Origin of the sequence: Funiculus sociatus GB2-C1 (genome assembly GCF_039962115.1) — a bacterium.
GTDB lineage: Bacteria > Cyanobacteriota > Cyanobacteriia > Cyanobacteriales > FACHB-T130 > Funiculus > Funiculus sociatus.
The window spans coordinates 1-22,502 of record NZ_JAMPKJ010000074.1 but is presented as its reverse complement, the minus strand read 5'-3'; the positions used below and the strand labels follow the sequence as shown (position 1 = coordinate 22,502).

Genomic DNA, 22,502 nt, shown 5'->3' with positions numbered 1-22,502 from the left:
TTACTGATAACTGCTAACTTTCGACTCCCTTGGCGATCGCGATCGCCAAATTATCCCCAAACTCACTTGCTTCATCAGCCAGTACAACAAAGTCACCACCCCAAAGGTGATAAACATAACCAGCAACGGCCATTTGCCTACTAAATCATCGACTACGCTTGTCAATAAGGCATCTGGTTGGGTAATCAAGTCCCAACTGTTGAAGCGGAGGAATCTTCCTAAAAAGATGCCCACGGCGCTTAGACCGTGCAACGTCAATTCAACTGCAAGAATATATTTACCTAAACCTTGCCGTTGTAAGTAGTAACCCAGGTTAATTATCGATAAAACGTAAGCTTCAAACCCAGCTAGGATAACTAGCAAATACTGGGGAATCAGAATCAGAGTAATCATCCACACCGAGTTGATAGCGCGAATATCCTGAATTAGGTGAATAATATCCGTCAATAGATAGGGAGCATTGGGCAAAAAAGCCACAAAAACGCACAATCCCGCCCACCAGATAAGAGATCGCTTTTGGTTGCTGCGAAATAGCCAAACACTCAAAGCCAAAGGAATAAATGCCAAAAATAGATTCCAAGTCATCCAGCGGCTATTGAGACGCAAAACACGCGCTATATTGACCATCCAGTTAATTAGTTCAAATTTCATAGGCGCTTTTTCTCTCCTTGGCTAATCGATAATATTCCCACAGGCTCTTATCCTGGGGCTATACCAGCAAAGCTTGACGTGAGCAGGCTTTGTTTGTTCGCCTTTGACTTTAGTCGTCAGGCATTTTGCTTTTCCCCAGTATAGCCACTGGCTCAAAGTTGACCACACTGCCGCAGAGGAATGTTTATCTCAAATGTTGTCCAACCAGACCCAGATAAACATTTCAGTTGTCCTTTGTGCTTTTCTACAATTATTTGATAGCAAATAGACAAACCTAATCCTGTGCCTTTACCAACTTCTTTTGTTGTAAAAAATGGGTCGAATATTTTGTTTATTGCCGTTTCTTTTATACCTATTCCATTATCTGATATTTGAATTTGCACCCGATTATTATCTAAAAGTTGGGTACTAATGCTCAAAACATAAGCTTCAAGCGTAAAAACTGAATTAGTGTAATTTTCATTAATAAACATTTTCCCTTCGTCTTTCATTCTTTGCTCTAAGGCATCAATGGCATTATTAAGTATGTTTAAAAATACCTGATTCAGTTCTCCGGGATAACATTCAACTAGGGGCAATTTCCCATACTCTTTAATTACTTCAATGTCTGGATGCCCTGGACGACCTTTGAAACGACGCTGTAAAATCAGCAAGGTACTATCTATTCCTTCATGGATATTTACTGGCTTCATTTCCGATTCATCGAGTCGGGAGAAGTTGCGTAAAGAAATAACAATTTGACGGATACGTTCGGCACCGTTGTGCATAGAGGACAAAACTTTAGGGAGATCGTCGATTATAAAGTCCAGCTCAACTGTGTCGCTTACAGCTTGAATTGCTTTTTCTGGTGTGGGATAGTATTTTTGGTAAAGGTTTAAAACGTCAATCAGGTTTTGGGCATAGTTGCTGGTATGGATGATATTGCCGTAGATGAAGTTAATCGGGTTATTAATTTCGTGAGCGATACCGCCTACCAACTCCCCCAAACTTGACATTTTTTCGGATTGAATTAATTGCTGCTGGGTTTGTTGAATTAAAAATAGCGATCGCGCTAATTCTTCATTTTTTTGTTCTAACTCCAGCGTCCTCTCTGTCACTTTCTGATCGAGGTTGTGGGCAAGTTCGAGCAATTGTGCTTCAGATTCCAGCAGCGCTTTCTCAATCCTTTTTTGCTTGCTGATGTCTTGAATCGTACCGATCAGGCGAATTATCCTACCTGATGGCTCCTGAATAGTCTCACAACTTCCCTGGACGATGCGCTCTTGATTATCGGGTAGAATAATTCGGAAGTCAGTGCTGAAAGGCTGGTTATGAAACGATGCCGCGTCTAGCAGCTCTTTGATCCTTTGTTGGTCGTCTGGGTGAACTGAATTTAAGAAGATTTCCACTGTAGGCTCAAAGGCTTTTGGGGAAAAACCCAAGATGCGATAATGTTCATCCGACCAGTGCAATTGTTGTCTAACCAGATCCAAATCCCAGCTGCCTAGATGGGCGATGCGTTGGGCATTGGCTAAACTCGCCTCGCTCTGGCGCAGAAAAATCTCAGTTTGTTTGCGTTCTGTAACTGTTGCCGCCAGAACGAGGGTAGTAATGGCTTCAACCCCCATGAAGGTTTGCAGAGCCAGGATCGCCTGGTTGATATTATCTGTCTGTCCAATAAAGGGGCCGCTGCCTTTGGAGGCTCCCCAGATGGCGATACTAGAGACGAACAGGGTTGCCAATACGGTGCCGCGTTGACCAAAACGGAAGGCAGCCCAAATGACTAAAGGTAAGGGTAGGTACTCAATTGGGTAGCGATCGCTCACGATTTTGGTAGACGATCCGAATACTGCCCAGGATATACCCAGCAACATCAAACACAATACTACTGCCTCAATAACTCGTCGGGGCTGTAAGGTTATTTGATGCCAGCGCGATCGCACTCGGCGTTGTTCGCCCCTAAACCAGGTCAATACTACAGGTGCTAGGATTAACACTCCCATCGCGTTTCCTACCCACCAAGTCCACCAAATCGCGGCAAACTTGCTCCAAGTCTCAAACCCGCTCCAGCAGAGGATGGTGACACCCAAAGTGGGGCCAATTATTGTGGGCAAAAGCGCGGATAGCGCCACTAATGCTAAAACATCTCGCAGACTCTCAAGTGAGGGATGCAAGCCCATGCGACGAAGCAGTGTAGCACCAGCGATCGCTTGCAAACTGGGGATAAATGCCATTCCCAAAGCCATATACCACGGTTGTCCCCCCCCAAGCGAAATAAAGAAATCGCCCAGCGCCACTCCAGGCCATATACCTCGACCAAATAAAAAAAGTGCCGCTTGGCTAATCCCTGCCGGTGGAAACAACGGTGCCGCAGCTGTCGATATGCTGGGAATAGAAAAAACTATTTTTCCGGTAACAAAGTAGATAGCCGCGAGTACAGCGACGGTGGCTAGGTATCGCCATAACCGAGGTTGGGACATTTTGGATTTTCGATTTTGGATTGGTTTGCACCAAGCTATCATGCCTTTTACGTTACTCGTTCCCTCTGCGAGTGAAGCTTTCGATAGGATTCGCTCCCATCGCCTCGCTTTGAAGATTTATAACATCAGCGAAATAAGAATAAGGTAGAAACTAAAGGAAACGAAACACAAGCAGCCTACTGTGATATTCGCCTAGAATCCCTATTAGGAATTAAAAAAATTAAAAATGACAACATCAATGCAGGATCAGTTGCAGGAGGCGATCGCACCTTACCGCGATCGCGTAGACTATCTAGAAATTCGCTTAGAGCAGAGTGAGTCAACCTCAATTTCCTTTCGCGGCCCCCAATTGGATGCTGTGGATCGCAATTTTACTCTCGCTGGTGGCATTCGCGCCTGTCACAAGGGCGGCTGGAGCTTTGTTACTTTCAATGGTTTAGCCCAGTTGAATGACCGGATAGCCGAGGCTGTTTCTCAAGCGCATCTGGTCGGTAAAGAAACTACTATGTTAGCCCCAGTTGAGCCAATTCAAGATTATGTGGCGGTTCAGTTAGGGCGCGATCCGCGTGGGGTGACTCTGGAAGAAAAGCGCCGTAATTTGGCGAAATACAACCAATTGCTGCTGGATTTCGACCCGCGAATTCAGACAACGATGGTGAGTATGAGCGATCGCTTCGGCACTACCTATTTTGTCAATTCCCTCGGCACCTGCATCGCCCAAGAAAGACTGGATGTGTCCGGTAGATTTGGCGCGATCGCCCGCGAAGAAGGTTCCGTTCCCCGCCAAGGTTTCGAGTCCGTCCACTCCCGCACGGACTATAACATTCTCGAAGGAATTGAAGACCGCGTACTAGGTGCCGCCAAACGCGCTGTCGGGCAGTTAGAAGCAAAATCCGTTAAAGGGGGACAATATACTGTAGTTCTCGACCCCTATCTAGCTGGAGTCTTCATTCACGAAGCCTTTGGACATCTTTCCGAAGCTGATGGTATCTACGAAAATCCCAAAATGCAAGAATTACTTGCTCTGGGCAAACCTTTAGCTATTAAGCAGTTGAATGTAGTAGATGATGCTACCATGCCCGGTTTACCCGGTTCTCTCAAGTATGACGATGAAGGTGTTCCGGCTCAGCGCAAATATCTAATTAAAGACGGTATCCTCACCCAGCGCCTCCATAACCGCGAAACTGCTGGCAAAATGCAAGAAGCTCCCACAGGCAATGCAAGAGCGCTCAATGCTACTTATCCCCCCATTGTGCGGATGACTAACACTGGCATTGAAACGGGAGAACACTCCTTCCAAGACATGATTAAGGATATTGAGGAAGGTGTTTATGCAGTGCGGATGCTAGGCGGACAAACTAACGGCGAGATGTTCACCTTTGCTGCTGCGGAAGGTTACATGATTCGCAATGGCAAGTTAGCTGAAAAAGTTAACGATGTCACTCTCACGGGTAATGTTTTCCAAACTCTCAAAGATATTGAGGCAATTGGTAACGACTCAATTTATGTTAGCGGCGGTTGCGGTAAAGGTGGACAAATGCCGCTTCCTGTAAGCGTTGGTGGCCCCCATCTGCGAATCAAAAATGTAGTTGTGGGCGGACGGTAAGAAGGCAAGAGGCAAAAGCCAAAGGGGGATGCCGCATTACGGCATCCCCCTTTGAGTTTTTTAGCAAGGTGTATGGGATGGGTTTCGTGACGGTTACACCCCACTACACCTCCCAAAATGGCAAATTATCACTGCGCTGATGCTATCAGGCTTAGTTGAAGTAGTTGGCTTCTGCTTCCAACTGACGAACCAAGGCTTCGTCACCTTTTGCTCTAGCGACTTCTAAACGATGCTGCAAGCTTTTTTGGATGTTCTCCCGATGAGCCGCCGCTGCATTTTTCCGGTTATCTTGACGTCTTCCGCTCATAATGGACATTCTTTTGGCTCGACTTGAGGTATCTCTTACCTTTTTAATATAGCCTACACTAGGGTAAACGGTAGCCTTTGTTACCGAAAATTCACAAATATCTAGCTAGGGTTATAAGTTGGCTCCTACAAGCGCCAGCGATCGCAGATGCACAAAACCAAAATTCTCACCCTTCTCACTGATTTTGGGTTGAGTGATGTGTATGTGGGGGTGATGAAGGGTGTAATTGCCCAAGTCAACCCAACGCTGAATGTGGTGGATCTGACGCACGACATTCCACCTCAGAACATCGCCGCAGCAAGGTTTTGTCTGATGAGTGCTTACCCATATTTCCCACCAGGGACGGTGCATATTGCTGTAGTCGATCCGGGGGTGGGGAGTAATCGCAGAGCGATCGCTATTCAATTCGGCGACAGCTTCCTGGTGGGGCCAGATAACGGGATATTTAGTGGCATTATCATCCCTAGCGACGTTACAGCTATCGAACTCACTAACCCTAGTTATTGGCGCACGAGAGAACCCAGCACCACCTTTCACGGACGAGATATTTTTGCCCCAGCAGGCGCCCATCTTGCCAGCGGCGTTCCCCTAGAAAAACTGGGAACAGCAATTAATCCCGAAACTCTAGTGCAGTTGCCAATACCTGAATACAGCGTTACAGAGGCGGGTGTATTGGGTTGCATTCAGTATAGCGATCGCTTCGGCAACTTAATTACCAATATTCCCGGTACTCTAGTGCAAGAAAAATCTTGGTTTGTTGAGGTAGATGAATATACCATCCTAGGTACAACAACTTACCATGACAGCCCCCCTGGAAATCTGGTTGCTTTAGTTGGTTCTCATGGTTGGGTAGAAATTGCTGTTAATTGTGGTAATGCTCAGCAGCAACTGCAACTAAACTGGGGAGATGTAGTAAAAGTTATCTTAAGTAAGTAGACATAATTAAACAGCAATAAAGGAAAGCAAAGTATGACTCAGAGTGATGCTCAGTTAGAACCAGTAGTTTATCAAGGGCAGTTTGGAGAGTTTACGTTAACCGGAAGCGATCGCACTGGTGTAATAATTTATCGCGCCGGATTAATGGTAGCAGCTTTAAGCTTTGCCTTGGGTAGCTGGTTAGTATTAGGAACAAATACAGTCCAATTGTCCTTACTAACTCCGTTATATGCTTGTTTTTGTTTGGCATTGGGTGTCAGCTTAGTTACCATTCATATTTACCTGGAACCACTGCACCGACTATTGCAAGCTTTTTGGGTAATTGGTGCGGTATCGGCAACGTTTTTAGCACTCCAAAGTACCGAACCTCTGGCTTTAACTGTATACAATAACCCAGTTACACTTTTCGGGATTGGCTTTACCTTTGTATCGTTGACGGGGATTTATTTTAAAGAAGGTTTTTGCTTTCACCGGTTGGAAACAAAAATTCTCACGCCTTTAGTTCCAGTCCTATTACTAGGACATCTAGCTGGCGTTTTACCAGTTTCAGTAGAACAGAAATTATTAGGAGTTTGGGCAGTGCTATTTATCGTGTTCGCTCTGCGAAAAACTGTTCAAGAAATTCCTGATGATATTGGCGACAAGTCGGTTTTTGCTTATTTGAAACAACAGCGTTCAGCGACTTGATATTATTTCTCGTTCCCAGGCTGAGTTTGGGAACGAGAATATTTTGAGAAACAAAGCTACCGACGCGAATCTGCGAAAGTAGGTGGCAACTACTGGAGGCTTGATCTGATGAGTATGCTGGAATCTGAATGGCGACGAGGGTAGGTAATTGGTAGAAGAACGCGCCTTTTGGCTGGCATGGTCGCAAATTCCTAAAATCGGGCCAATTTTGCTTGGACGCTTGCAAAAGCATTTTGGCACACTCTCGGAAGCATGGCTTGCCAGTCCCAGTGCCTTGCGAGAGGTAGAGGGGTTTGGGCGTCAGACAATTGAGGTGGTGGTAGAGAAGCGATCGCGCCTTAATCCGCGACAATTATTAGAGCAACACTCGGCAAAAAATCCCTGTTTCTGGACACCAGCTGATACAGATTATCCCCGCTTACTCCTAGAGACTCCTACCCCGCCGCCAGTGCTGTACTATCGCGGCAAAGTCCAACTTCTGGAAAATCAAGGCATTACGCCGATGGTTGGCATTGTCGGGACTCGCAAACCCTCCGAGTATGGAAAGCGTTGGACTCGCAAAATCAGTACAGTGCTGGCAAAAAATGGTTTCACAATTGTTTCTGGTATGGCAGATGGAATTGACACAGAAGCACATCGCGCCTGTATAGAAGCTGGAGGACGAACGCTGGCAGTTTTAGGCACTGGCGTGAATGTAGTTTATCCCAGGAACAATAAATCTTTATACGAACAGATTTTGCATCACGGATTAGCCTTAAGTGAGTATCCAGCAGATACGCCACCAACACGGGAACATTTTCCCCCACGCAATCGAATTATTGCTGGTTTGAGTCGAGCAATTATGGTGATGGAAGCGCCTACAAGATCCGGTGCTTTGATTACTGCCGACTATGCTAATGAGTTTTGTAGAGATGTCTATGCTTTGCCTGCAAGATTAGATGATCAGCAGTCAATGGGTTGTCTGAGATTGCTTAATAAGGGAGCTATGTCGTTTCTTGATGAAGCACATTTGTTAGAAATGTTAGGAGCAATTCCACAACTCGATTCGGTGCAGCAATTAGAGTTATTTAATCAATCTCCCTTGCCGGATTTGGAACCAGAACTCAAACAAGTTTTTCAAGTTATTTCCCTTGAACCTGCACCGTTTGATTTAATTGTGCAGCAGGCTGGTTTAACGCCAGGATCTGTATCTAGTGCGCTGTTGCAACTAGAATTACTTGGGTTAGTATCGCAATTGCCGGGAATGCGCTATCAAAGATTTTAGAAGCAACGCTTTTAGAAAAAATACCTCCTAATGGATGAACCAGTAAGGTGAATTGCTCTCACCCGCTTGGATGAACTGGTTAAGGGAAGCGATCGCGCGATCGCTTCAGTAATTTATAAATACTGATTGCAGTTTTGTAAGGTAGGCAATACACGCAAAATACAGTCTTATAGCTAACACTAAAAACGCAAATTACCAATTACCAAATTTAGATGACACATAATATTGAATTTGGCACCTTTTCCAACTCTGACGAAAGTCAACAACTTTTGGCATTACTGTGTCAGTGCTTCAATGCTCCACCCAGCGACGATCAATATTATGCCAATCTTATCGGCTTAGACAACTTTCGGGTAATCCGCAAAGATGGACGAGTAGCTGGAGGATTAGCCATCCTTCACATGGGACAATGGTTCGGTGGCTCTAGTGTACCGATAGCAGGAATCGCATCTGTTGGCATTGCTCCCGAACATCGAGGAACAGGCGTAGCGGCGGCAATGATGACAGAACTTGTCAAGCAGCTTTATGAAGCAGGTGTTCCTATATCAACACTCTACGCCTCTACAAGTGCGCTCTATCGGAAAGTTGGTTACGAACAGGCGGGGAACTATTGCCGTTTGTCGGTGCCAGTAGACAGTATTCTGCTAAAAGATCGCAGTCTGCCCATTTTTCCAGTAGCAGCAACTCAGCACGAAGTTTTTCACGAATTATACCGCCAACGAGCGATCGCATCCAGTGGCAATCTAGATCGAAATCAGGCAATTTGGAAAGGAATAATCGAGTCCAAGGAAGAAACAATTCACGCCTATCTAATTGGTGCTGAAGATAAACCACAAGGTTACATTATTTTTAGCCAAAAGTGGGGAGACAAAGGCTACAACCTACTAATTAGAGACATGGTGGCAATAACACCAGCAGCAGCACGCCGTCTGTGGACTTTCTTCGCCGATCACCGTTCTTTAGCAGAGAATGTTATTTGGCGGGGTATGGCCATCGACCCTTTTTTAGGTTTACTTTCAGAGCAAACTTACAAAATTACTGCTTTAGAAAGATGGCTTGTGCGAGTAATTAATGTGCCAAAAGCCCTTTCATTACGCGGCTATCCGGCGGGTGTAGAAGCCGAATTGCATTTGGAAATTCAGGATAACATTCTACCCGATAATAATGGGAAGTTTATCTTAGCAGTTTCCGGAGGTCGCGGTGAAGTAACTAAAGGCGGGAGGGGAGAATTACGCTTAGATGTGCGTGGATTATCGCCTTTATTCACAGGTTTGTTTACACCTCATCAACTGCAAACAATTGGGCAAATTGAAGCAACTGCTGATGCAATCGCCGCAGCAACGCAAATATTTGCGGGTTCGGAACCTTGGATGTCCGATCATTTTTGATAACAAGTTCGGAGTAGCGTGGCAATTAACGATTAGCCAGGAACTTCTCAAAATTCGGTACATCCACCCAGCAACCTGTTTCATGGGATTGATGGGTTAAATCCATTAATAGTTGAGAATAAACCCCTTCTCGCAGCGATGGCGTGACTGCTTTTCCGGCGTCAATTCCTTTCACCCAGTTGTCTACAACTCTGATAAATGGTGCCAAACGCCCATCAGTGTAATTTTGGGGAAACAGCAAATGATTAGGAATTTCTATCTCAGCTAGGGATTTACCCACGCCTGCACCCCAGAGGCGAAAACCATGAACGTAATCTTTTTGATTGTCGCTGCCCAAGACTAACGTCCCGCGATCGCCATATACTTCTATCCAGTGGGTTCGGCTTGCATAAACTACGGAACTGATACAAACTTGGCACGGCGTACCATCCGCCAAAAGCAGCATCAACGTACAAGTATCATCAGCATCCACAGCCTTCATTTCCCCCGTCTCTGGAACTGGACGAAAGGGAATTCCCGTAATCAACTGGGCGCATAGTCGCTGCACGGGTGCAAACAACCAACTAATATAATCAAAAGCGTGAGAACCAACTGCCCCCAAAGCACCGCCGCCTTGGTCTTTCCGAGCATACCAGTTCCAAGGGCGTGAGGCATCAGCGCGACTCGACACCAACCAATCTATTTTAATCAGGCGCTTTTCTCCTACATACCCTTCTGCCAATAATTGAGCAAATTTTTGCCATGCGGGGACAAAGCGAAATTCAAAATCCATTGTAGCGATCGCGCCAACATCGATCGCCATATTGTGCAGTTCTCGCGCTTGGGATGCTGATAAAGCTGTCGGTTTTTCCAATAATAAATGCTTCCCAGCTTGCAACACAGTCTTTGCCATTTCGTGGTGCAAAAATGGCGGCGTTGAGATACTGACAGCATCAACATCCGACAGGGTAACGATTTGTTCTAGGTTGTCGCCAGCGTGAGGAATGTTATGGGCAGAAGCGATCGCTTTTGCTTTCTCCAGATCCCGGTGATAAACTGCCACTACCTGAGTGCGCGGATGTGCCTGAAATCCGGGAATGTGGATTTTCTGACCAAATCCCGTGCCTACAACGGCTACGTTAACATTGCTGAGTGTCATGCTATTGCCGATTTAAACTTTTCCACCCATTCAACCACTTGATGACCTAAACGAGTGCCATTTAGTCGGTCGGCTTCCCGGATACCAGTGGGACTGGTAACGTTAACTTCAGTAAGGTAGCCGCCAATTACATCAATACCAACAAAAATTAAGCCATCCCGTTGTAATGTGGGCGCTAGTTGGGTGCAAATTTCCCGCTCTCGTTCGGTAATTTCCGTCTCAGCGACTCTACCACCGACTGCCATATTACCCCGAAATTCTTTACCTGTGGGAATGCGATTTAACGCCCCAATTGGTTCGCCATTGAGTAAGATAATTCGCTTATCTCCCTCTTTAGCGGCAGGTAAATAGGTTTGTACCATGACGGGAACTCGTCCCTGAAGGGTACTCAGTTCAATTAGGGAATTAAAATTGCGATCGCTCGCATCTAAAAATAATATCCCTTCTCCCGCTTTCCCACCCAGCGGCTTTAATACAGCTGTCCCTTTTGCTTCCAGAAATTCGCGAATTACCCCTTTATCGGCACTGACAATCGTTTCTGGAATTGCCTCTGTAAACTGGAGTGCATACATCTTTTCATTTGCTTCTCTCAGCCCTTTGGGGGCATTGATAACCAACGTTTTAGCAGGATCGATATAGTCCAGAATGTACGTCGCGTAGAGGTAAGGAACCGTCACTGGCGGGTCAGTCCGCATGAAAACCGCATCCATTGACTCAAGGGGAGAGAGCGTGCGATCGCCCACAGCAAACCACACCGGATCTGCCACCCACAGCCCGTTCACCAGATGCACTGGTGTCAGTTGCACAGGCTCCAGCACCGCCCAAGCCTTGCCATCCACCACACTCAATAAATTAGCCTGAGTTATCCAAACCTCATGACCAAGTACTTGCGCGGCTTCCATCAGCGCCACGCTGCTATCGTGACCAGGATCTAGCCGTTCGATGGGGTCAATGATAAATGCAAATTTCATTTTAGATATCAGCTAGCGGCTTTTTGTTCATTGTCGATTGTCCGTAGACGTGTGAAGAGGAAAGAAAGTTGGAACGTTTCAACTTCCCCACTCTTCACAGACCAATGACTTCTTATTGCAGGAGTTGATCAAGTTTACCTTGAGCCTCTAGGTCATAGGTATCATCGCACCCACCGATGTGCTGATTGTTGATGAAAACCTGAGGTACTGAACTCCGCCCATTAGCTCGTTTTGCCATTTGCGATCGCGCTGCCTCGTCCCCATCGATACAATACTCTGTATACTCAACGCCCTTTTCATCTAGCAAAGCCTTGGCGCGGATGCAGAATGGGCATCTGCTCCAGGTATAAATTTCCACGTTAGCAGCCATTTTGTCCTTAAATATTCATTAATATTTGTTAATCCTAGTCTATCCAAGTACATTAACTTTTCCCTGTCAAAATTAAATCCCTTAAAAAAACGCCTCTCACTTCCTTAAGAAGTGAGAGGCGTTTTAAGTAATACGTATCTCTACAGGAGAAAAAACTGTCCTTTAAATAGCCTTTGAGACTACTTTTTGATACCTTTGCGACTTTTGCCGAAACCCCAGGTTACTAAACCTGTCAGTAAGATGGCACTCATTGTATTCGGTTCAGGAACTTCCTTGGTTCCGCCTGTGTTACCACCTGTGTTACCACCTGTGTTACCACCTGTGTCACCATCTGTGTCACCACCGTTACTGTAGTCAACTCCGCTACCGCCATTGCTATAGTCAACGCCAGTAGTACCGCCTGGAGTTGGTACGGGAGTTGGTACGGGAGTTGGTACGGGAGTTGGAGTTGGAGTTGGAACTGGAGTTGGAGTTGGTTTGGGGGCGATCGCAACCGGATTATTCACAAAGGCTTCACTTCCCTCATTACCAAAGGCTTGGACGTGGAAACCCAGGCGCAGCGCACCGCTTGTCAAATCGCTAAAGACATTGCTTAACGTTTTGCCTGGATCTAAATTAAACAGGATACTAACCCATTCTCCAGGATTCACACCCATCTGTGACGTTGGCTGGTTAGCATCCACTACGAAATCTTCTGAAAACTTGACAGTATTCCCGCCCGGTAGATTACCTTTGTTCGCCTCAGAAAACGACACTCCGCTGCCGCTATCGGTAATTGAGATTATGTTCTTCAAAACGCTGGAGTCATCCCAGTAAAGTTGGGTGATCGAAGATAGTTGCGTTCCGATGTTGCTGAACTTAAACAAAACCTGAGTAGCGGAAAGAGTCTCTCCACCGCTAGCGTCGGTAACATCTACAAACAACTGGGATTCCCCAGTTGCCTCGTTCATGGCGTTATTGTGAGTAATGTTGCTAAATCCAAACTGAATGGCTTGCGCTTGTGTGGCGGTTAAGGCAGAAGATACAACAGCAACACCAGCAGCCAGCAAGGAATGTCCAATTAATGTCGAAAATAACCGTGTCATTGTAATTAAAACCTGAGTCTGTTTGAGCGTGTATTGAAGTTGCGCTAGGGGAAGCTTGATATTTCACTTCCATGCTGGGTTGTAGATAGCAGGAAGGTTAACCCTGATTTTAATAATTGGAACTTGTAGCTTAGCTTTTTTTTAATCAAAGCTAATGTTTACCTAGCTGCTTCAATTTCTACTATATCCACTGTTTAGTTTAGTGTCTATTACTAAAACGCAATCTTTTCTGTATCTTCATTTACTCTGAAGTTTTGATTAAAATACTGTGTAATTTACTGATACATATTCATAAATATATCTGATATTTATCGGTTATAGCCTGACCTGTACTTATGGACGAACCACCAAAAGTCCTGCGGGAAAAGGGTTCTGAGCCAAGCAAAAACTTTTAATAGAAAATATTTATAATTAATTATTGTAAGTATTACTTATTAACTATAAATTCAATATCAGCATAAATACGTAAACGAAATCAGTAACAGGGTCTGGCTTAGGCAATTTTAAGTATATTCCGATTATGAGTAGCCTTAAATATAAATTAGACAGTTAAAAGACACAAAAAGTTCTCAAGCAATCCTTGCAAGAGTTGGGGAATATTTTTTTCATTTGTCAGGCAGGTGTTTCTCCGGCAACAGGCTATAATAGCCAATCCTACGGTTGACAACCTATTTAGTAAGCTGGCGTGTATTTGATATTCTTGAATTTGTCAATAAGGAAATCGTTAGCCAATAAGTAACCGAAGCCCATATTTATTCGGGTATTTACCGAAAAACATGGTAGTAAATGAGGTTGCTAAAATTTGACGCAGTATTTCCCCGCAGAGGCTAGACTGGTTAGAAATCAACACTTAGCAGAAAACTACTGATGAGCGATCGCGCTTGAGCAGTATATATTTACAAAAGCAAGTTCATTGCCCCTTCTGGGAGGTTAAAGAGCGATCGCTTGGCTCTTTGAGTAAATATTTGGGAAATTACCTAAATTTGTAGGGGTAAGGCATCGAATAGATCGGGAAAAGAGGTATTCGGGAAGAGGAAGACGACACAGTTGCATTCTTGGGTTCCACAAGGCAAAGCAACGGGCAAAATACCGATCCAATCGCCTCCGCTCCTCCTCACTCCCTTTGATTGTCAAACAGTGTCACTCAAATACGCGATAGACTATAGCCTAGACTCGATAATATCCTTGTCAAGGCTCCATATAGCCTACTGCCGATGTTAATGTTGAAATACAGGTGTGCAGAGCGAGTCCAAACACAAAGCAGATTTTATGCTGTAGCGGGTTATATAAGTTTTGAGAGTGAGCCAAATCACAAGTTTATATTGCACTAAATGGCAGACGTTTTGGCGACTAAACTGCTAAGCTTTTTAAATTAATACCAAGAGCTAGAGTCCTCATTCGGACGTGCGTCCCAGAAGAGGCAGTAGCGTCAAAAAAGTTTCCCCAAGAAACGCTTGGTCTATCGGCACCTGCAATCATGCCAGTGAGCAGTTGTGATTCATACTTAAATTTAAGCATAGGGTCGTCTACCAAAGCACTTTTTAGTATGTCAGTAGAAGTTATACCATTTGGTATAGCTTGCCAACCACGGTTCGACCTAGCGCTTGGGCTAAACAGAGCAGGGCATTTCCACGCGATCGCTCACCTGGATGGCACAAACTATATGCAGAACCGAAAACCTTACTGATGGATCGCAATCGGAACCCTACAGGGAACACCCATGTCTAGCATACAAAACCTATTCACAATTCACTTTTGGGGCGTTAGAGGAAGTATTGCCTGTCCGGGGCCGGAGACAGTCCGGTATGGCGGCAATACACCTTGTGTGGAGATGCGCGTGGGTGGTGAACGCCTGATTTTTGATGGCGGCACTGGTCTACGAGTTTTGGGGCAATCGCTCCTGTCCCAAATGCCAGTGGAAGCTTATATGTTTTTCACTCACTCCCATTGGGATCACATTCAGGGGTTTCCCTTCTTCGTCCCTGCTTTTATCAAAGGGAATCGCTTCCACATTCACGGAACGATTGCTCCCAATGGCTCGACGCTGGAGCAGCGCCTGAGCGACCAAATGCACCACCCAAATTTTCCCGTACCTTTGCAGATCATGGGAGCAGATTTAAAATTCTACGATCTGCCAGTAGGTCAAAAGGTGGAGATTGGTGAAATTACGGTTGAGAATGCGCTCCTGAACCATCCAGGGGAAGCTGTGGGTTATCGCGTTAACTGGCGGGGCTGTGCGGTTGCCTATGTTACGGATACAGAACATTTGTCAGACGGTCTAGATGAAAAAGTTTTGTGGCTGGCGCGGAATGCAGATGTCCTGATTTATGATGCCACCTACACCGATGAGGAATACTCCTCGCCAACATCCTCTAAAGTCGGCTGGGGACATTCCACATGGCAGGAAGCGGTGAAAGTGGCGCGGGCAGCTAATGTGAAAAAACTGGTGATTTTCCATCACGATCCCCTACACAATGATGATTTTCTTGATCGCACTGGCGAGTTAGTAGCTCAACAGTTTCCCGATGCGATCATGGCTAGAGAAGGGTTGTCAATTCAGGTAGCGCCCCCTACTGTGCAGAATGCGATCGCTCAAAAAGAGGCAGGTGTCTCAGCCTGAAACAATTCATGGTCAATAGTCAATTAGAAATTGGCTACTGACTAATTACAAAATTATGTAAAAATGTAAAGCGTGTGGGTTACTTCTTCTCCTAACACTGCTATAACACCAACCGCTGTTGCTCTGGGAAACTTTGACGGAGTTCATCGTGGGCATCAACAGGTAGTCAGACCAATTTTAGAGGTTTCTGGCGCTCCTGCTGCCCTGACGCTTCCTCAATCGGCCCTAAATCGGCGGGAGCAACACCATTGGCTGAGCCTGCGGGAAAATGCTCATCAGTCCTCAGAAACGGGGATGCAAACAGATGAACATCTGATCTCAACGGTAGTGACGTTCAATCCGCATCCCAGAGAGTTTTTTACTGGTCAACGCCGAGGGTTGCTGACACCCCTGGCGGAAAAGGTGCGACAACTCAAGACAATGGGTGTAGAACAGTTAGTGCTGTTGCCATTTGATCGCAAATTAGCTTCCTTGAGTCCGGAAGATTTTGTAGAAAAGATTTTGGTGCAGCAGCTCAAAGCCCGTCGCATCAGCGTAGGAGAGGACTTTCGTTTCGGGTTTAAGAGAGCCGGAACAGCAGCAGATTTAAAAGCGATCGCAGCCTCCTATGGCATCCCAGTCACCCTCGTACCCTTGCAAACTTGTGAAGGAGAACGTATCAGCAGTTCCATCATTCGTCAAGCTCTAGAGTCAGGAGATTTAGAGCAAGCAAACCGCCTGTTAGGGCGATCCTACACCCTCACAGGATTAGTAGTAAAAGGGCAGCAACTCGGCAGAACCATCCGATTTCCCACCGCCAACCTGCAATTGCCTCCAGAAAAGTTTTTGCCCCGTTTTGGCGTGTATTGTGTCAGAGTCTATAACGAAGTCGAGAGCCTTTCGCAAGTCACACAGCCACCGCCAAAAGCCAATATAGAAACCCGAGCAACTAGCCTCACCACAGCAAAAGATGCTTCTGTCTTGCCTATAGAAGCCATTGGTGTGATGAATATAGGCTGTCGCCCCACTGTAGAAGGAACTTCTCCCACAGTAGAAGTTCACCTGTTAGATTGGTCTGGGGATTTATATGGAAAGACCCTAACAGTGAGCTTAGAAAAGTTTTTGCGTTCAGAACAAAAATTTACTTCTCTAGAAGCCCTCAAAGCCCAAATTCATGCAGACTGTGAAGCTGCAAGAGCTTTTTTGAGTAGTCATTAGTTATTATCAGCCGGAAAAAGCGATCGCATCTTGCACCAGTCACGATGAGCAACACAATTTTGTCCTAGAACAAAGCCACGAACTAAAGTTTGGGCTAAAAGCTAAAGTCAGTTTTAACTGGCTGAAATACAGATTTTATTAAAGAAAAGTTTCAACTCGTTAAAATCGGTTTAAACTTTCTAGTGTGAAATTTGTTTCAAAGCTTATGATAATAGGTTCAATTCAGGTAAGTAAAGAAAACCACTGACAACAGACCATAAATTAATGACAATGGAATAATAACTAATGATTAAAGACTATGAGACAACGTATTGAGCAGCTTAACCAAAATTTAAGCCGTACTATTGTAGGAAAAGCAGATGCCATTCGCTTAGTGCTGGTAGCGGTGCTTTCAGGCGGTCATGCTTTGCTCGAAGATGTCCCCGGCGTTGGCAAAACTTTACTGGCAAAATCTCTGGCACGCTCCATCGACGGCAAATTTCAGCGAATTCAATGCACCCCTGACCTTTTGCCTACAGATATTACCGGAACGAATATCTGGAATCCCGCTTCAAGAGAGTTTGAATTTTTGCCAGGGCCAGTGTTTGCTAATGTGCTGCTGGCAGACGAAATTAACCGCGCTACACCCCGCACCCAGTCTGCTTTGCTAGAAGTGATGGAGGAACGACAAGTTACCGTAGATGGAGTTTCTCGCACTGTACCTAGTCCGTTTTTTGTCATCGCCACTCAAAACCCAATTGAGTATCAGGGTACGTTTCCCTTACCAGAAGCTCAAATGGATCGCTTTACTCTTTCCTTAACCTTAGGCTATCCCACAGAACAAGAAGAACTCCAGATGCTGCAACGCCTCGCTGAAGGCGTGACAGTAGAAGATTTGCAACCGTGTATTTCTCTAGAAGATGTGCAGGAGTTACGGCGTTTATGTCAGGGCGTGAAGGTGGAGATATCTTTGCAACAGTACATCCTTGACTTGGTGCGGGCAACAAGGGCAGATGAAGAAATTACTCTGGGTGTAAGTCCTCGCGGTACAGTTGCCTTACAGCGAGGCGCTCAGGCACTAGCTTTTCTGGAAGGGCGGGATTATGCTATTCCCGATGATGTAAAATTTTTGGCACCTCACGTTCTTTCCCACCGTCTCATACCATCTGGCGGTCGCCGTGCTAAGACAATTGTGGAGCGACTGCTGCGCTCAGTTCCCATCCCGTAAGCGAGAAAATGAATATTGAGCAAGCTTTTAATGCTGCCGCAGCAGATTATGATAAGTTACGTCGCACCCTGATTCCATGTTTTGATGACTTTTATGGAACGGCAGTTCAGGTCATACAAATTGAGCGTACAGTACCGCTGAAGGTTCTTGATTTGGGTGCGGGAACTGGACTTTTTTCAGGTATGGTTCAGGCAGCATTTCCTGTAGCAGAATTTACCCTGATTGACTTAGCCGGTGAGATGTTAGAAATAGCTAAGTCTCGATTTAGCAGTATGGGTAAGTCTCCCAGAATTGTAATTGACGATTATGTTAAGGCTGATTTGGGAGGGCCATATGATTTAGTTATCTCCGGCTTATCGATACACCATCTATGCGATTTTGACAAAGAACGTCTTTTTGGGCGAATTTACGATGCCTTGAGTCCAGGGGGGATGTTCGTCAACGCGGATCAGGTACTAGGCACAACTCCTGAATTAGAGAAACTTTATCGACAACAGTGGATTGACAAAGTTGGCGCTATGGGTATTTCAGGCGAGGAACTAAATGCTGCCAAAAAACGTATGGAATATGATCGCATGGCACCTCTGGAGGATCAACTTGGTTGGTTAGAAGCGGCTGGTTTTGGGGACATAGATTGTTGGTACAAGAACTTTAGTTTTGCGGTATTTGGTGGGCGCAAATGAAGCGATTCTGGAATGCGCTCTCCTTGTGGGCGGGGTTTTGACTGCTAATGCTGCTTTGGAATGGGTTTTGTGAGGATGGGACGAAAAGTTAGATCGACACAACGGCAACAACTAAGGAAAGAAGTAGCGAAAGGCGGTAAACGCAAGCGATCGCTATTTACTTTATTCTTGCTACTTTTAGTCTGGAGTCTTATCTTGGGCTGGGGGTTGGCACAAGCAAGGGATGTCACCAGTCAGTCGTCAGTGAATACTCAACAGAGGTCAATGAAAGTTGAAACGTTGGTAGGTTCTAATAACTTGGCAGCTTTCCAATCGGACATCTCTCAAGCGCCAACAAACAAGGGACAAGCGACAACTGACCCGGTTTCCGGTCGCCTCCAGCTAGGGCAACAACTTTACTTGGACAACTGTGCCACCTGCCATCTTGCCCTACCTCCAGGGGTTCTCCCTAGCGAAACCTGGCAAAATCTGCTGCAAGAGACGCAGCAGCATTACGGAACCAAGCTACCGCGCATCATCACTCCCACACTTTTACTCATGTGGGACTACTTGCGTACTTATTCTCGTCCACAGTTAGAAAAAGAAGCAGTGCCGTATCGGGTCACAGAATCTCGCTACTTAAAAGCACTCCATCCCCGCATCAACCTGCCCCAACCAACTACACTCTCCAGCTGCCTTACCTGTCATCCCGGTGCCGAGAAATATAACTTCCGTAGTCTGACCGCTGAATGGGAAAATTCACCCTAGCTTGGGTGGGATGCCCGTACCGTTTCAGCCTGAACGAAAATGATACGATAATTTTAGGTTTTAGATTTTAATCCAAAATCTAAAATCATCGCCAGCGGAGAAACTCCTTCGCCCCGCAAAATCTAAAATTCTTAAGTTCTCTCTATCCTGCTATGTTTAAAAAAATACTGGGCGATCCTAACGCACGCAAGTTAAAAAAATTTCAACCTTACGTTGTAGACGTTAACCTTTTCGAGGAAGAAATCCAGGCGCTGTCGGACGAGCAACTAACAGGTAAAACAGCGGAATTTAAACAGCGCTTAGCAAAAGTTAAAACATCGCGGGAACGCGAAGAAGCTTTAGATGAACTGCTCCCAGAAGCCTTTGCTGTAGTCCGGGAAGCTGGTAAAAGAGTTTTGGGAATGCGCCACTTTGATGTACAGATGCTGGGTGGCATAGTTCTACACAAAGGTCAAATTGCTGAGATGAAGACGGGGGAAGGAAAAACCCTGGTGTCAACTCTGCCTGCTTACCTAAATGCACTCACGGGCAGAGGGGTTCACGTAGTCACGGTTAACGATTATCTGGCAAGGCGCGACGCTGAGTGGATGGGCCAGATACATCGGTTTTTGGGCTTGAGTGTAGGGTTAATTCAATCTGGGATGGGGCCACAGGAACGCCAGAAAAACTACGCCTGTGATATTACTTACGCGACGAATAGCGAACTGGGCTTTGACTACCTGCGCGACAACATGGCAACCTCAATGGTTGATGTGGTGCAGCGTCCGCCAAATTATTGCATCATTGACGAGGTGGACTCGGTATTGATTGACGAGGCACGGACACCACTGATTATTTCGGGACAGGTAGAACGCCCCACAGAGAAGTATATGCAGGCGGCTGCGATCGCGGCTGCTCTGGAAAAAGAAGTGGAAACTGACGGCTCAAAGGTTGGGCATTACGAGGTAGACGAAAAAGCCCGTAACGTACTGATGACCGATGAAGGGTTTGCCAGAGCCGAACAGTTGCTGGAAGTCAAGGATTTGTACGACCCGAACGACCCTTGGGCGCACTATATCTTCAATGCGATTAAAGCTAAAGAGTTGTTTAAAAAAGATGTAAATTATATCGTCCGCGACAATGAAGTAGTGATTGTGGACGAGTTTACAGGTCGCGTGTTGCCCGGTCGTCGTTGGAGTGATGGATTACACCAGGCGATTGAAGCAAAAGAGCGGGTGGAAATTCAGAATGAGACGCAAACACTGGCGACAATTACCTATCAGAATTTCTTCTTGCTGTATGACAAGCTAGCCGGGATGACCGGAACGGCGAAAACTGAGGAAGCTGAGTTTGAGAAAATTTACAAGCTGGAAGTAACTCAAATTCCCACCAATAGAGCTCCCGGACGGCGGGATATGCCAGATGTGGTCTACAAGGCAGAGGCAGGAAAATGGCGCGCGATCGCTGAAGAATGTGCCGAACTGCACAAACTTGGACGACCAATCTTGGTGGGAACGACCAGCGTAGAAAAGTCGGAATTGCTGTCAACTTTGCTTAGCGAACTAGAGGTTCCCCACAACCTGCTGAATGCGAAACCGGAAAATGTGGAGCGAGAGTCGGAAATCGTCGCTCAAGCGGGACGCAAAGGCAAGGTGACGATCGCAACAAACATGGCGGGACGCGGAACCGACATCATTCTCGGCGGTAATTCCGATTACATGGCACGTCTGAAGCTGCGAGAATATTTTATGCCCAAGATTGTGCAGCCATCAGAAGAAGATAGTTTTGCCTTAAGCTCTGTTCCAGGGGCTTCTGGACGTGCGCCCGCACAGGGATTTGTTCCGGGTAAGAAGGTGAAAACTTGGAAAGTTAGCCCGCAAATCTTCCCGACACAGTTATCGCGGGAGACAGAACAAAAGCTGAAAAGTGCGGTAGATTTTGCCGTGCAGCAGTATGGTGAACGGAGTTTGGCAGAATTGGAGGCGGAGGATAAGATCGCCGTTGCTTCCGAAAAGGCACCGACTGACGATCCGGTAATCCAAAAGCTGCGGGAGGTTTACAACTTAATTCGCAAAGAGTACGACATCCTTACCGAATCAGAACATGAAGAGGTGATAAAACTTGGCGGTTTGCACGTCATCGGGACAGAACGCCACGAATCGCGTCGGATTGACAACCAATTGCGCGGTCGGGCGGGTCGTCAGGGCGACCCAGGCTCAACGAAGTTTTTCTTGAGTTTGGAAGACAACCTGCTGAGGATTTTTGGTGGCGATCGCGTGGCAGGATTAATGGATCGGTTGCGCGTAGACGAAGATATGCCTATCGAATCCGGAATGCTAACGCGCAGTCTGGAAGGGGCGCAGAAAAAAGTCGAAACCTACTACTACGACATCCGGAAGCAGGTTTTTGAGTACGACGAGGTGATGAATAACCAGCGTCGCGCTATCTACGCCGAACGTCGTCGCGTCTTGGAAGGTCTGGATTTGAAAGAACAGGTGATCCAGTATGCTGAGCGCACAATGGATGACATTGTGGATGCCTATGTCAACCCAGAATTGCCTTCAGAAGAGTGGGACTTAAACAGTCTGGTAGCAAAAGTCAAGGAATTTGTCAATCTTTTGGCAGACCTGGAGCCATCTCATCTAGATGATATGGGTGTAGGGGAAATCAAAACTTTCTTGCATGAAGAAGTGCGAAAAGCCTACGATCTCAAGGAATCGAATGTAGATCAAATTCAGCCCGGTTTGATGCGACAGGCGGAGCGGTTCTTTATTTTGCAACAGATTGATACCCTCTGGCGGGAACACTTGCAAGGAATGGATGCTCTCCGCGAGTCGGTGGGTTTGCGCGGCTACGGGCAAAAAGACCCCCTGATTGAGTACAAGCAGGAAGGTTATGAAATGTTCTTGGACATGATGACGGATATCCGCAGAAATGTGGTATATTCCCTCTTCCAGTTCCAACCCCAAGCTCAGCCGCAAGCAGTTTAAATATAGCGGTTCTTCAATCAGAAAGTCGGAACAAGAGAACCCCACGCGAACAGCCAACCAGAGTTGGGAGTGGGGTTCTCTTATTAACCGGTAATTAGGGCTTGCTGAATAAATAATGGAAGACCCAGAGAAGGCTTGATTAGTGATTCAAGCCGACAATAATATAAGTTTTTGTTTTTCCTCATTTATCGAGCCATAGCTTTTGATGATGGACAGA

The 22,502-nt window shown here is 46.0% G+C and carries 20 protein-coding genes; 12 read left to right on the top strand and 8 right to left on the bottom strand.

The features are described 5' to 3' along the window. Together NDI42_RS24445 and NDI42_RS24440 are read right to left on the bottom strand one after the other, a co-directional pair. Positions 1 to 651 carry a DUF1361 domain-containing protein gene (locus NDI42_RS24445; protein WP_190460150.1) on the bottom strand — a complete coding sequence of 217 codons (651 nt, stop codon included), beginning with the start codon at positions 649 to 651 and terminating at the stop codon, positions 1 to 3. Between the two features lie 152 nt (positions 652 to 803). Then, the gene (locus tag NDI42_RS24440) at positions 804 to 3,110 is read right to left on the bottom strand and encodes an MASE1 domain-containing protein (RefSeq protein WP_190460148.1); all 2,307 of its coding nucleotides are present in this window, start codon (positions 3,108 to 3,110) and stop codon (positions 804 to 806) included. 238 nt (positions 3,111 to 3,348) lie between these two features. Here NDI42_RS24440 and NDI42_RS24435 point away from each other — a divergent pair, with 238 nt between their 5' ends. Beyond that, a complete protein-coding gene (locus tag NDI42_RS24435) occupies positions 3,349 to 4,716 on the top strand; it encodes a metallopeptidase TldD-related protein (protein ID WP_190460161.1) in 1,368 nt (455 codons plus the stop codon). Between the two features lie 151 nt (positions 4,717 to 4,867). Here NDI42_RS24435 and pirA read toward each other — a convergent pair whose 3' ends face one another. After that, positions 4,868 to 5,032, bottom strand: a complete 165-nt coding sequence (gene pirA, locus NDI42_RS24430) for an arginine synthesis PII-interacting regulator PirA (RefSeq protein ID WP_431191314.1) — start codon at positions 5,030 to 5,032, stop codon at positions 4,868 to 4,870. Positions 5,033 to 5,170: 138 nt separating this feature from the next. Here pirA and NDI42_RS24425 point away from each other — a divergent pair, with 138 nt between their 5' ends. The 4 genes from NDI42_RS24425 (at position 5,171) to NDI42_RS24410 (ending at position 9,298) form a co-directional block, all read left to right on the top strand. Next, positions 5,171 to 5,959, top strand: coding sequence for an SAM hydrolase/SAM-dependent halogenase family protein (locus NDI42_RS24425; protein WP_190460146.1), 789 nt, complete (start codon positions 5,171 to 5,173; stop codon positions 5,957 to 5,959). 33 nt (positions 5,960 to 5,992) lie between these two features. Continuing rightward, a complete protein-coding gene (locus NDI42_RS24420; RefSeq protein WP_190460144.1) occupies positions 5,993 to 6,646 on the top strand; it encodes a DUF2301 domain-containing membrane protein in 654 nt (217 codons plus the stop codon). Positions 6,647 to 6,794: 148 nt separating this feature from the next. After that, positions 6,795 to 7,910 carry a DNA-processing protein DprA gene (dprA, locus tag NDI42_RS24415; protein ID WP_190460142.1) on the top strand — a complete coding sequence of 372 codons (1,116 nt, stop codon included), beginning with the start codon at positions 6,795 to 6,797 and terminating at the stop codon, positions 7,908 to 7,910. A gap of 212 nt (positions 7,911 to 8,122) precedes the next feature. Continuing rightward, complete coding sequence (locus NDI42_RS24410; protein WP_190460134.1) at positions 8,123 to 9,298, top strand: GNAT family N-acetyltransferase; 1,176 nt, start codon at positions 8,123 to 8,125, stop codon at positions 9,296 to 9,298. A gap of 25 nt (positions 9,299 to 9,323) precedes the next feature. On the opposite strand, the gene NDI42_RS24405 is transcribed toward NDI42_RS24410, so the two are convergent. The 5 genes from NDI42_RS24405 to NDI42_RS24385 all read right to left on the bottom strand — a co-directional run bounded on the left by NDI42_RS24405 (position 9,324) and on the right by NDI42_RS24385 (position 14,380). Further along, on the bottom strand, positions 9,324 to 10,436 hold the full coding sequence (locus tag NDI42_RS24405) for a Gfo/Idh/MocA family protein (RefSeq protein WP_190460132.1): 1,113 nt from the start codon (positions 10,434 to 10,436) through the stop codon (positions 9,324 to 9,326). Beyond that, entirely contained in the window at positions 10,433 to 11,407 is a 975-nt protein-coding gene (gene gshB / locus NDI42_RS24400) for a glutathione synthase (RefSeq protein WP_190460130.1), read from the bottom strand. The genes NDI42_RS24405 and gshB overlap by 4 nt, the downstream gene beginning before the upstream one ends. Positions 11,408 to 11,519: 112 nt before the next feature. Then, the gene (grxC, locus tag NDI42_RS24395; protein ID WP_190460128.1) at positions 11,520 to 11,777 is read right to left on the bottom strand and encodes a glutaredoxin 3; all 258 of its coding nucleotides are present in this window, start codon (positions 11,775 to 11,777) and stop codon (positions 11,520 to 11,522) included. Positions 11,778 to 11,956: 179 nt separating this feature from the next. Next, positions 11,957 to 12,862: a hypothetical protein gene (locus NDI42_RS24390; RefSeq protein ID WP_190460118.1), complete on the bottom strand. Its 906-nt coding sequence runs from the start codon at positions 12,860 to 12,862 to the stop codon at positions 11,957 to 11,959. A gap of 1,350 nt (positions 12,863 to 14,212) precedes the next feature. After that, entirely contained in the window at positions 14,213 to 14,380 is a 168-nt protein-coding gene (locus tag NDI42_RS24385) for a hypothetical protein (protein WP_190460116.1), read from the bottom strand. Positions 14,381 to 14,408: 28 nt separating this feature from the next. Here NDI42_RS24385 and NDI42_RS24380 point away from each other — a divergent pair, with 28 nt between their 5' ends. From NDI42_RS24380 to secA, 7 genes are all read left to right on the top strand, one after another. Next, on the top strand, positions 14,409 to 14,549 hold the full coding sequence (locus NDI42_RS24380; RefSeq protein ID WP_190460114.1) for a hypothetical protein: 141 nt from the start codon (positions 14,409 to 14,411) through the stop codon (positions 14,547 to 14,549). Positions 14,550 to 14,582: 33 nt separating this feature from the next. Next, the gene (locus tag NDI42_RS24375; RefSeq protein WP_190460113.1) at positions 14,583 to 15,482 is read left to right on the top strand and encodes an MBL fold metallo-hydrolase; all 900 of its coding nucleotides are present in this window, start codon (positions 14,583 to 14,585) and stop codon (positions 15,480 to 15,482) included. A 72-nt stretch (positions 15,483 to 15,554) separates the two neighbouring features. Then, entirely contained in the window at positions 15,555 to 16,679 is a 1,125-nt protein-coding gene (locus NDI42_RS24370) for a bifunctional riboflavin kinase/FAD synthetase (RefSeq protein WP_190460111.1), read from the top strand. Between the two features lie 298 nt (positions 16,680 to 16,977). After that, entirely contained in the window at positions 16,978 to 17,886 is a 909-nt protein-coding gene (locus NDI42_RS24365) for an AAA family ATPase (protein WP_190460109.1), read from the top strand. 8 nt (positions 17,887 to 17,894) lie between these two features. Beyond that, a complete protein-coding gene (locus tag NDI42_RS24360) occupies positions 17,895 to 18,569 on the top strand; it encodes a class I SAM-dependent methyltransferase (RefSeq protein ID WP_190460107.1) in 675 nt (224 codons plus the stop codon). 75 nt (positions 18,570 to 18,644) lie between these two features. Next, positions 18,645 to 19,316 carry a diheme cytochrome c gene (locus NDI42_RS24355; protein ID WP_190460105.1) on the top strand — a complete coding sequence of 224 codons (672 nt, stop codon included), beginning with the start codon at positions 18,645 to 18,647 and terminating at the stop codon, positions 19,314 to 19,316. Positions 19,317 to 19,468: 152 nt separating this feature from the next. Beyond that, a complete protein-coding gene (gene secA, locus NDI42_RS24350) occupies positions 19,469 to 22,285 on the top strand; it encodes a preprotein translocase subunit SecA (RefSeq protein WP_190460102.1) in 2,817 nt (938 codons plus the stop codon). The last annotated feature ends 217 nt before the right edge of the window (positions 22,286 to 22,502 follow it).

Excerpts from the sequence above, each read along its gene's own strand:
- pirA (WP_431191314.1), bottom strand. The coding sequence starts at position 5,032 with ATGTCCATTATGAGCGGAAGACGTCAAGATAACCGGAAAAATGCAGCG.
- NDI42_RS24390 (WP_190460118.1), bottom strand. The coding sequence starts at position 12,862 with ATGACACGGTTATTTTCGACATTAATTGGACATTCCTTGCTGGCTGCT.
- NDI42_RS24360 (WP_190460107.1), top strand. The coding sequence starts at position 17,895 with ATGAATATTGAGCAAGCTTTTAATGCTGCCGCAGCAGATTATGATAAG.
- NDI42_RS24365 (WP_190460109.1), top strand. The coding sequence starts at position 16,978 with ATGAGACAACGTATTGAGCAGCTTAACCAAAATTTAAGCCGTACTATT.
- NDI42_RS24410 (WP_190460134.1), top strand. The coding sequence starts at position 8,123 with ATGACACATAATATTGAATTTGGCACCTTTTCCAACTCTGACGAAAGT.
- NDI42_RS24445 (WP_190460150.1), bottom strand. The coding sequence starts at position 651 with ATGAAATTTGAACTAATTAACTGGATGGTCAATATAGCGCGTGTTTTG.
- NDI42_RS24420 (WP_190460144.1), top strand. The coding sequence starts at position 5,993 with ATGACTCAGAGTGATGCTCAGTTAGAACCAGTAGTTTATCAAGGGCAG.
- grxC (WP_190460128.1), bottom strand. The coding sequence starts at position 11,777 with ATGGCTGCTAACGTGGAAATTTATACCTGGAGCAGATGCCCATTCTGC.
- NDI42_RS24425 (WP_190460146.1), top strand. The coding sequence starts at position 5,171 with ATGCACAAAACCAAAATTCTCACCCTTCTCACTGATTTTGGGTTGAGT.
- NDI42_RS24435 (WP_190460161.1), top strand. The coding sequence starts at position 3,349 with ATGCAGGATCAGTTGCAGGAGGCGATCGCACCTTACCGCGATCGCGTA.
- NDI42_RS24355 (WP_190460105.1), top strand. The coding sequence starts at position 18,645 with ATGGGACGAAAAGTTAGATCGACACAACGGCAACAACTAAGGAAAGAA.
- NDI42_RS24385 (WP_190460116.1), bottom strand. The coding sequence starts at position 14,380 with ATGCTTAAATTTAAGTATGAATCACAACTGCTCACTGGCATGATTGCA.
- NDI42_RS24440 (WP_190460148.1), bottom strand. The coding sequence starts at position 3,110 with ATGTCCCAACCTCGGTTATGGCGATACCTAGCCACCGTCGCTGTACTC.
- NDI42_RS24405 (WP_190460132.1), bottom strand. The coding sequence starts at position 10,436 with ATGACACTCAGCAATGTTAACGTAGCCGTTGTAGGCACGGGATTTGGT.
- secA (WP_190460102.1), top strand. The coding sequence starts at position 19,469 with ATGTTTAAAAAAATACTGGGCGATCCTAACGCACGCAAGTTAAAAAAA.
- gshB (WP_190460130.1), bottom strand. The coding sequence starts at position 11,407 with ATGAAATTTGCATTTATCATTGACCCCATCGAACGGCTAGATCCTGGT.
- NDI42_RS24380 (WP_190460114.1), top strand. The coding sequence starts at position 14,409 with ATGTCAGTAGAAGTTATACCATTTGGTATAGCTTGCCAACCACGGTTC.
- NDI42_RS24375 (WP_190460113.1), top strand. The coding sequence starts at position 14,583 with ATGTCTAGCATACAAAACCTATTCACAATTCACTTTTGGGGCGTTAGA.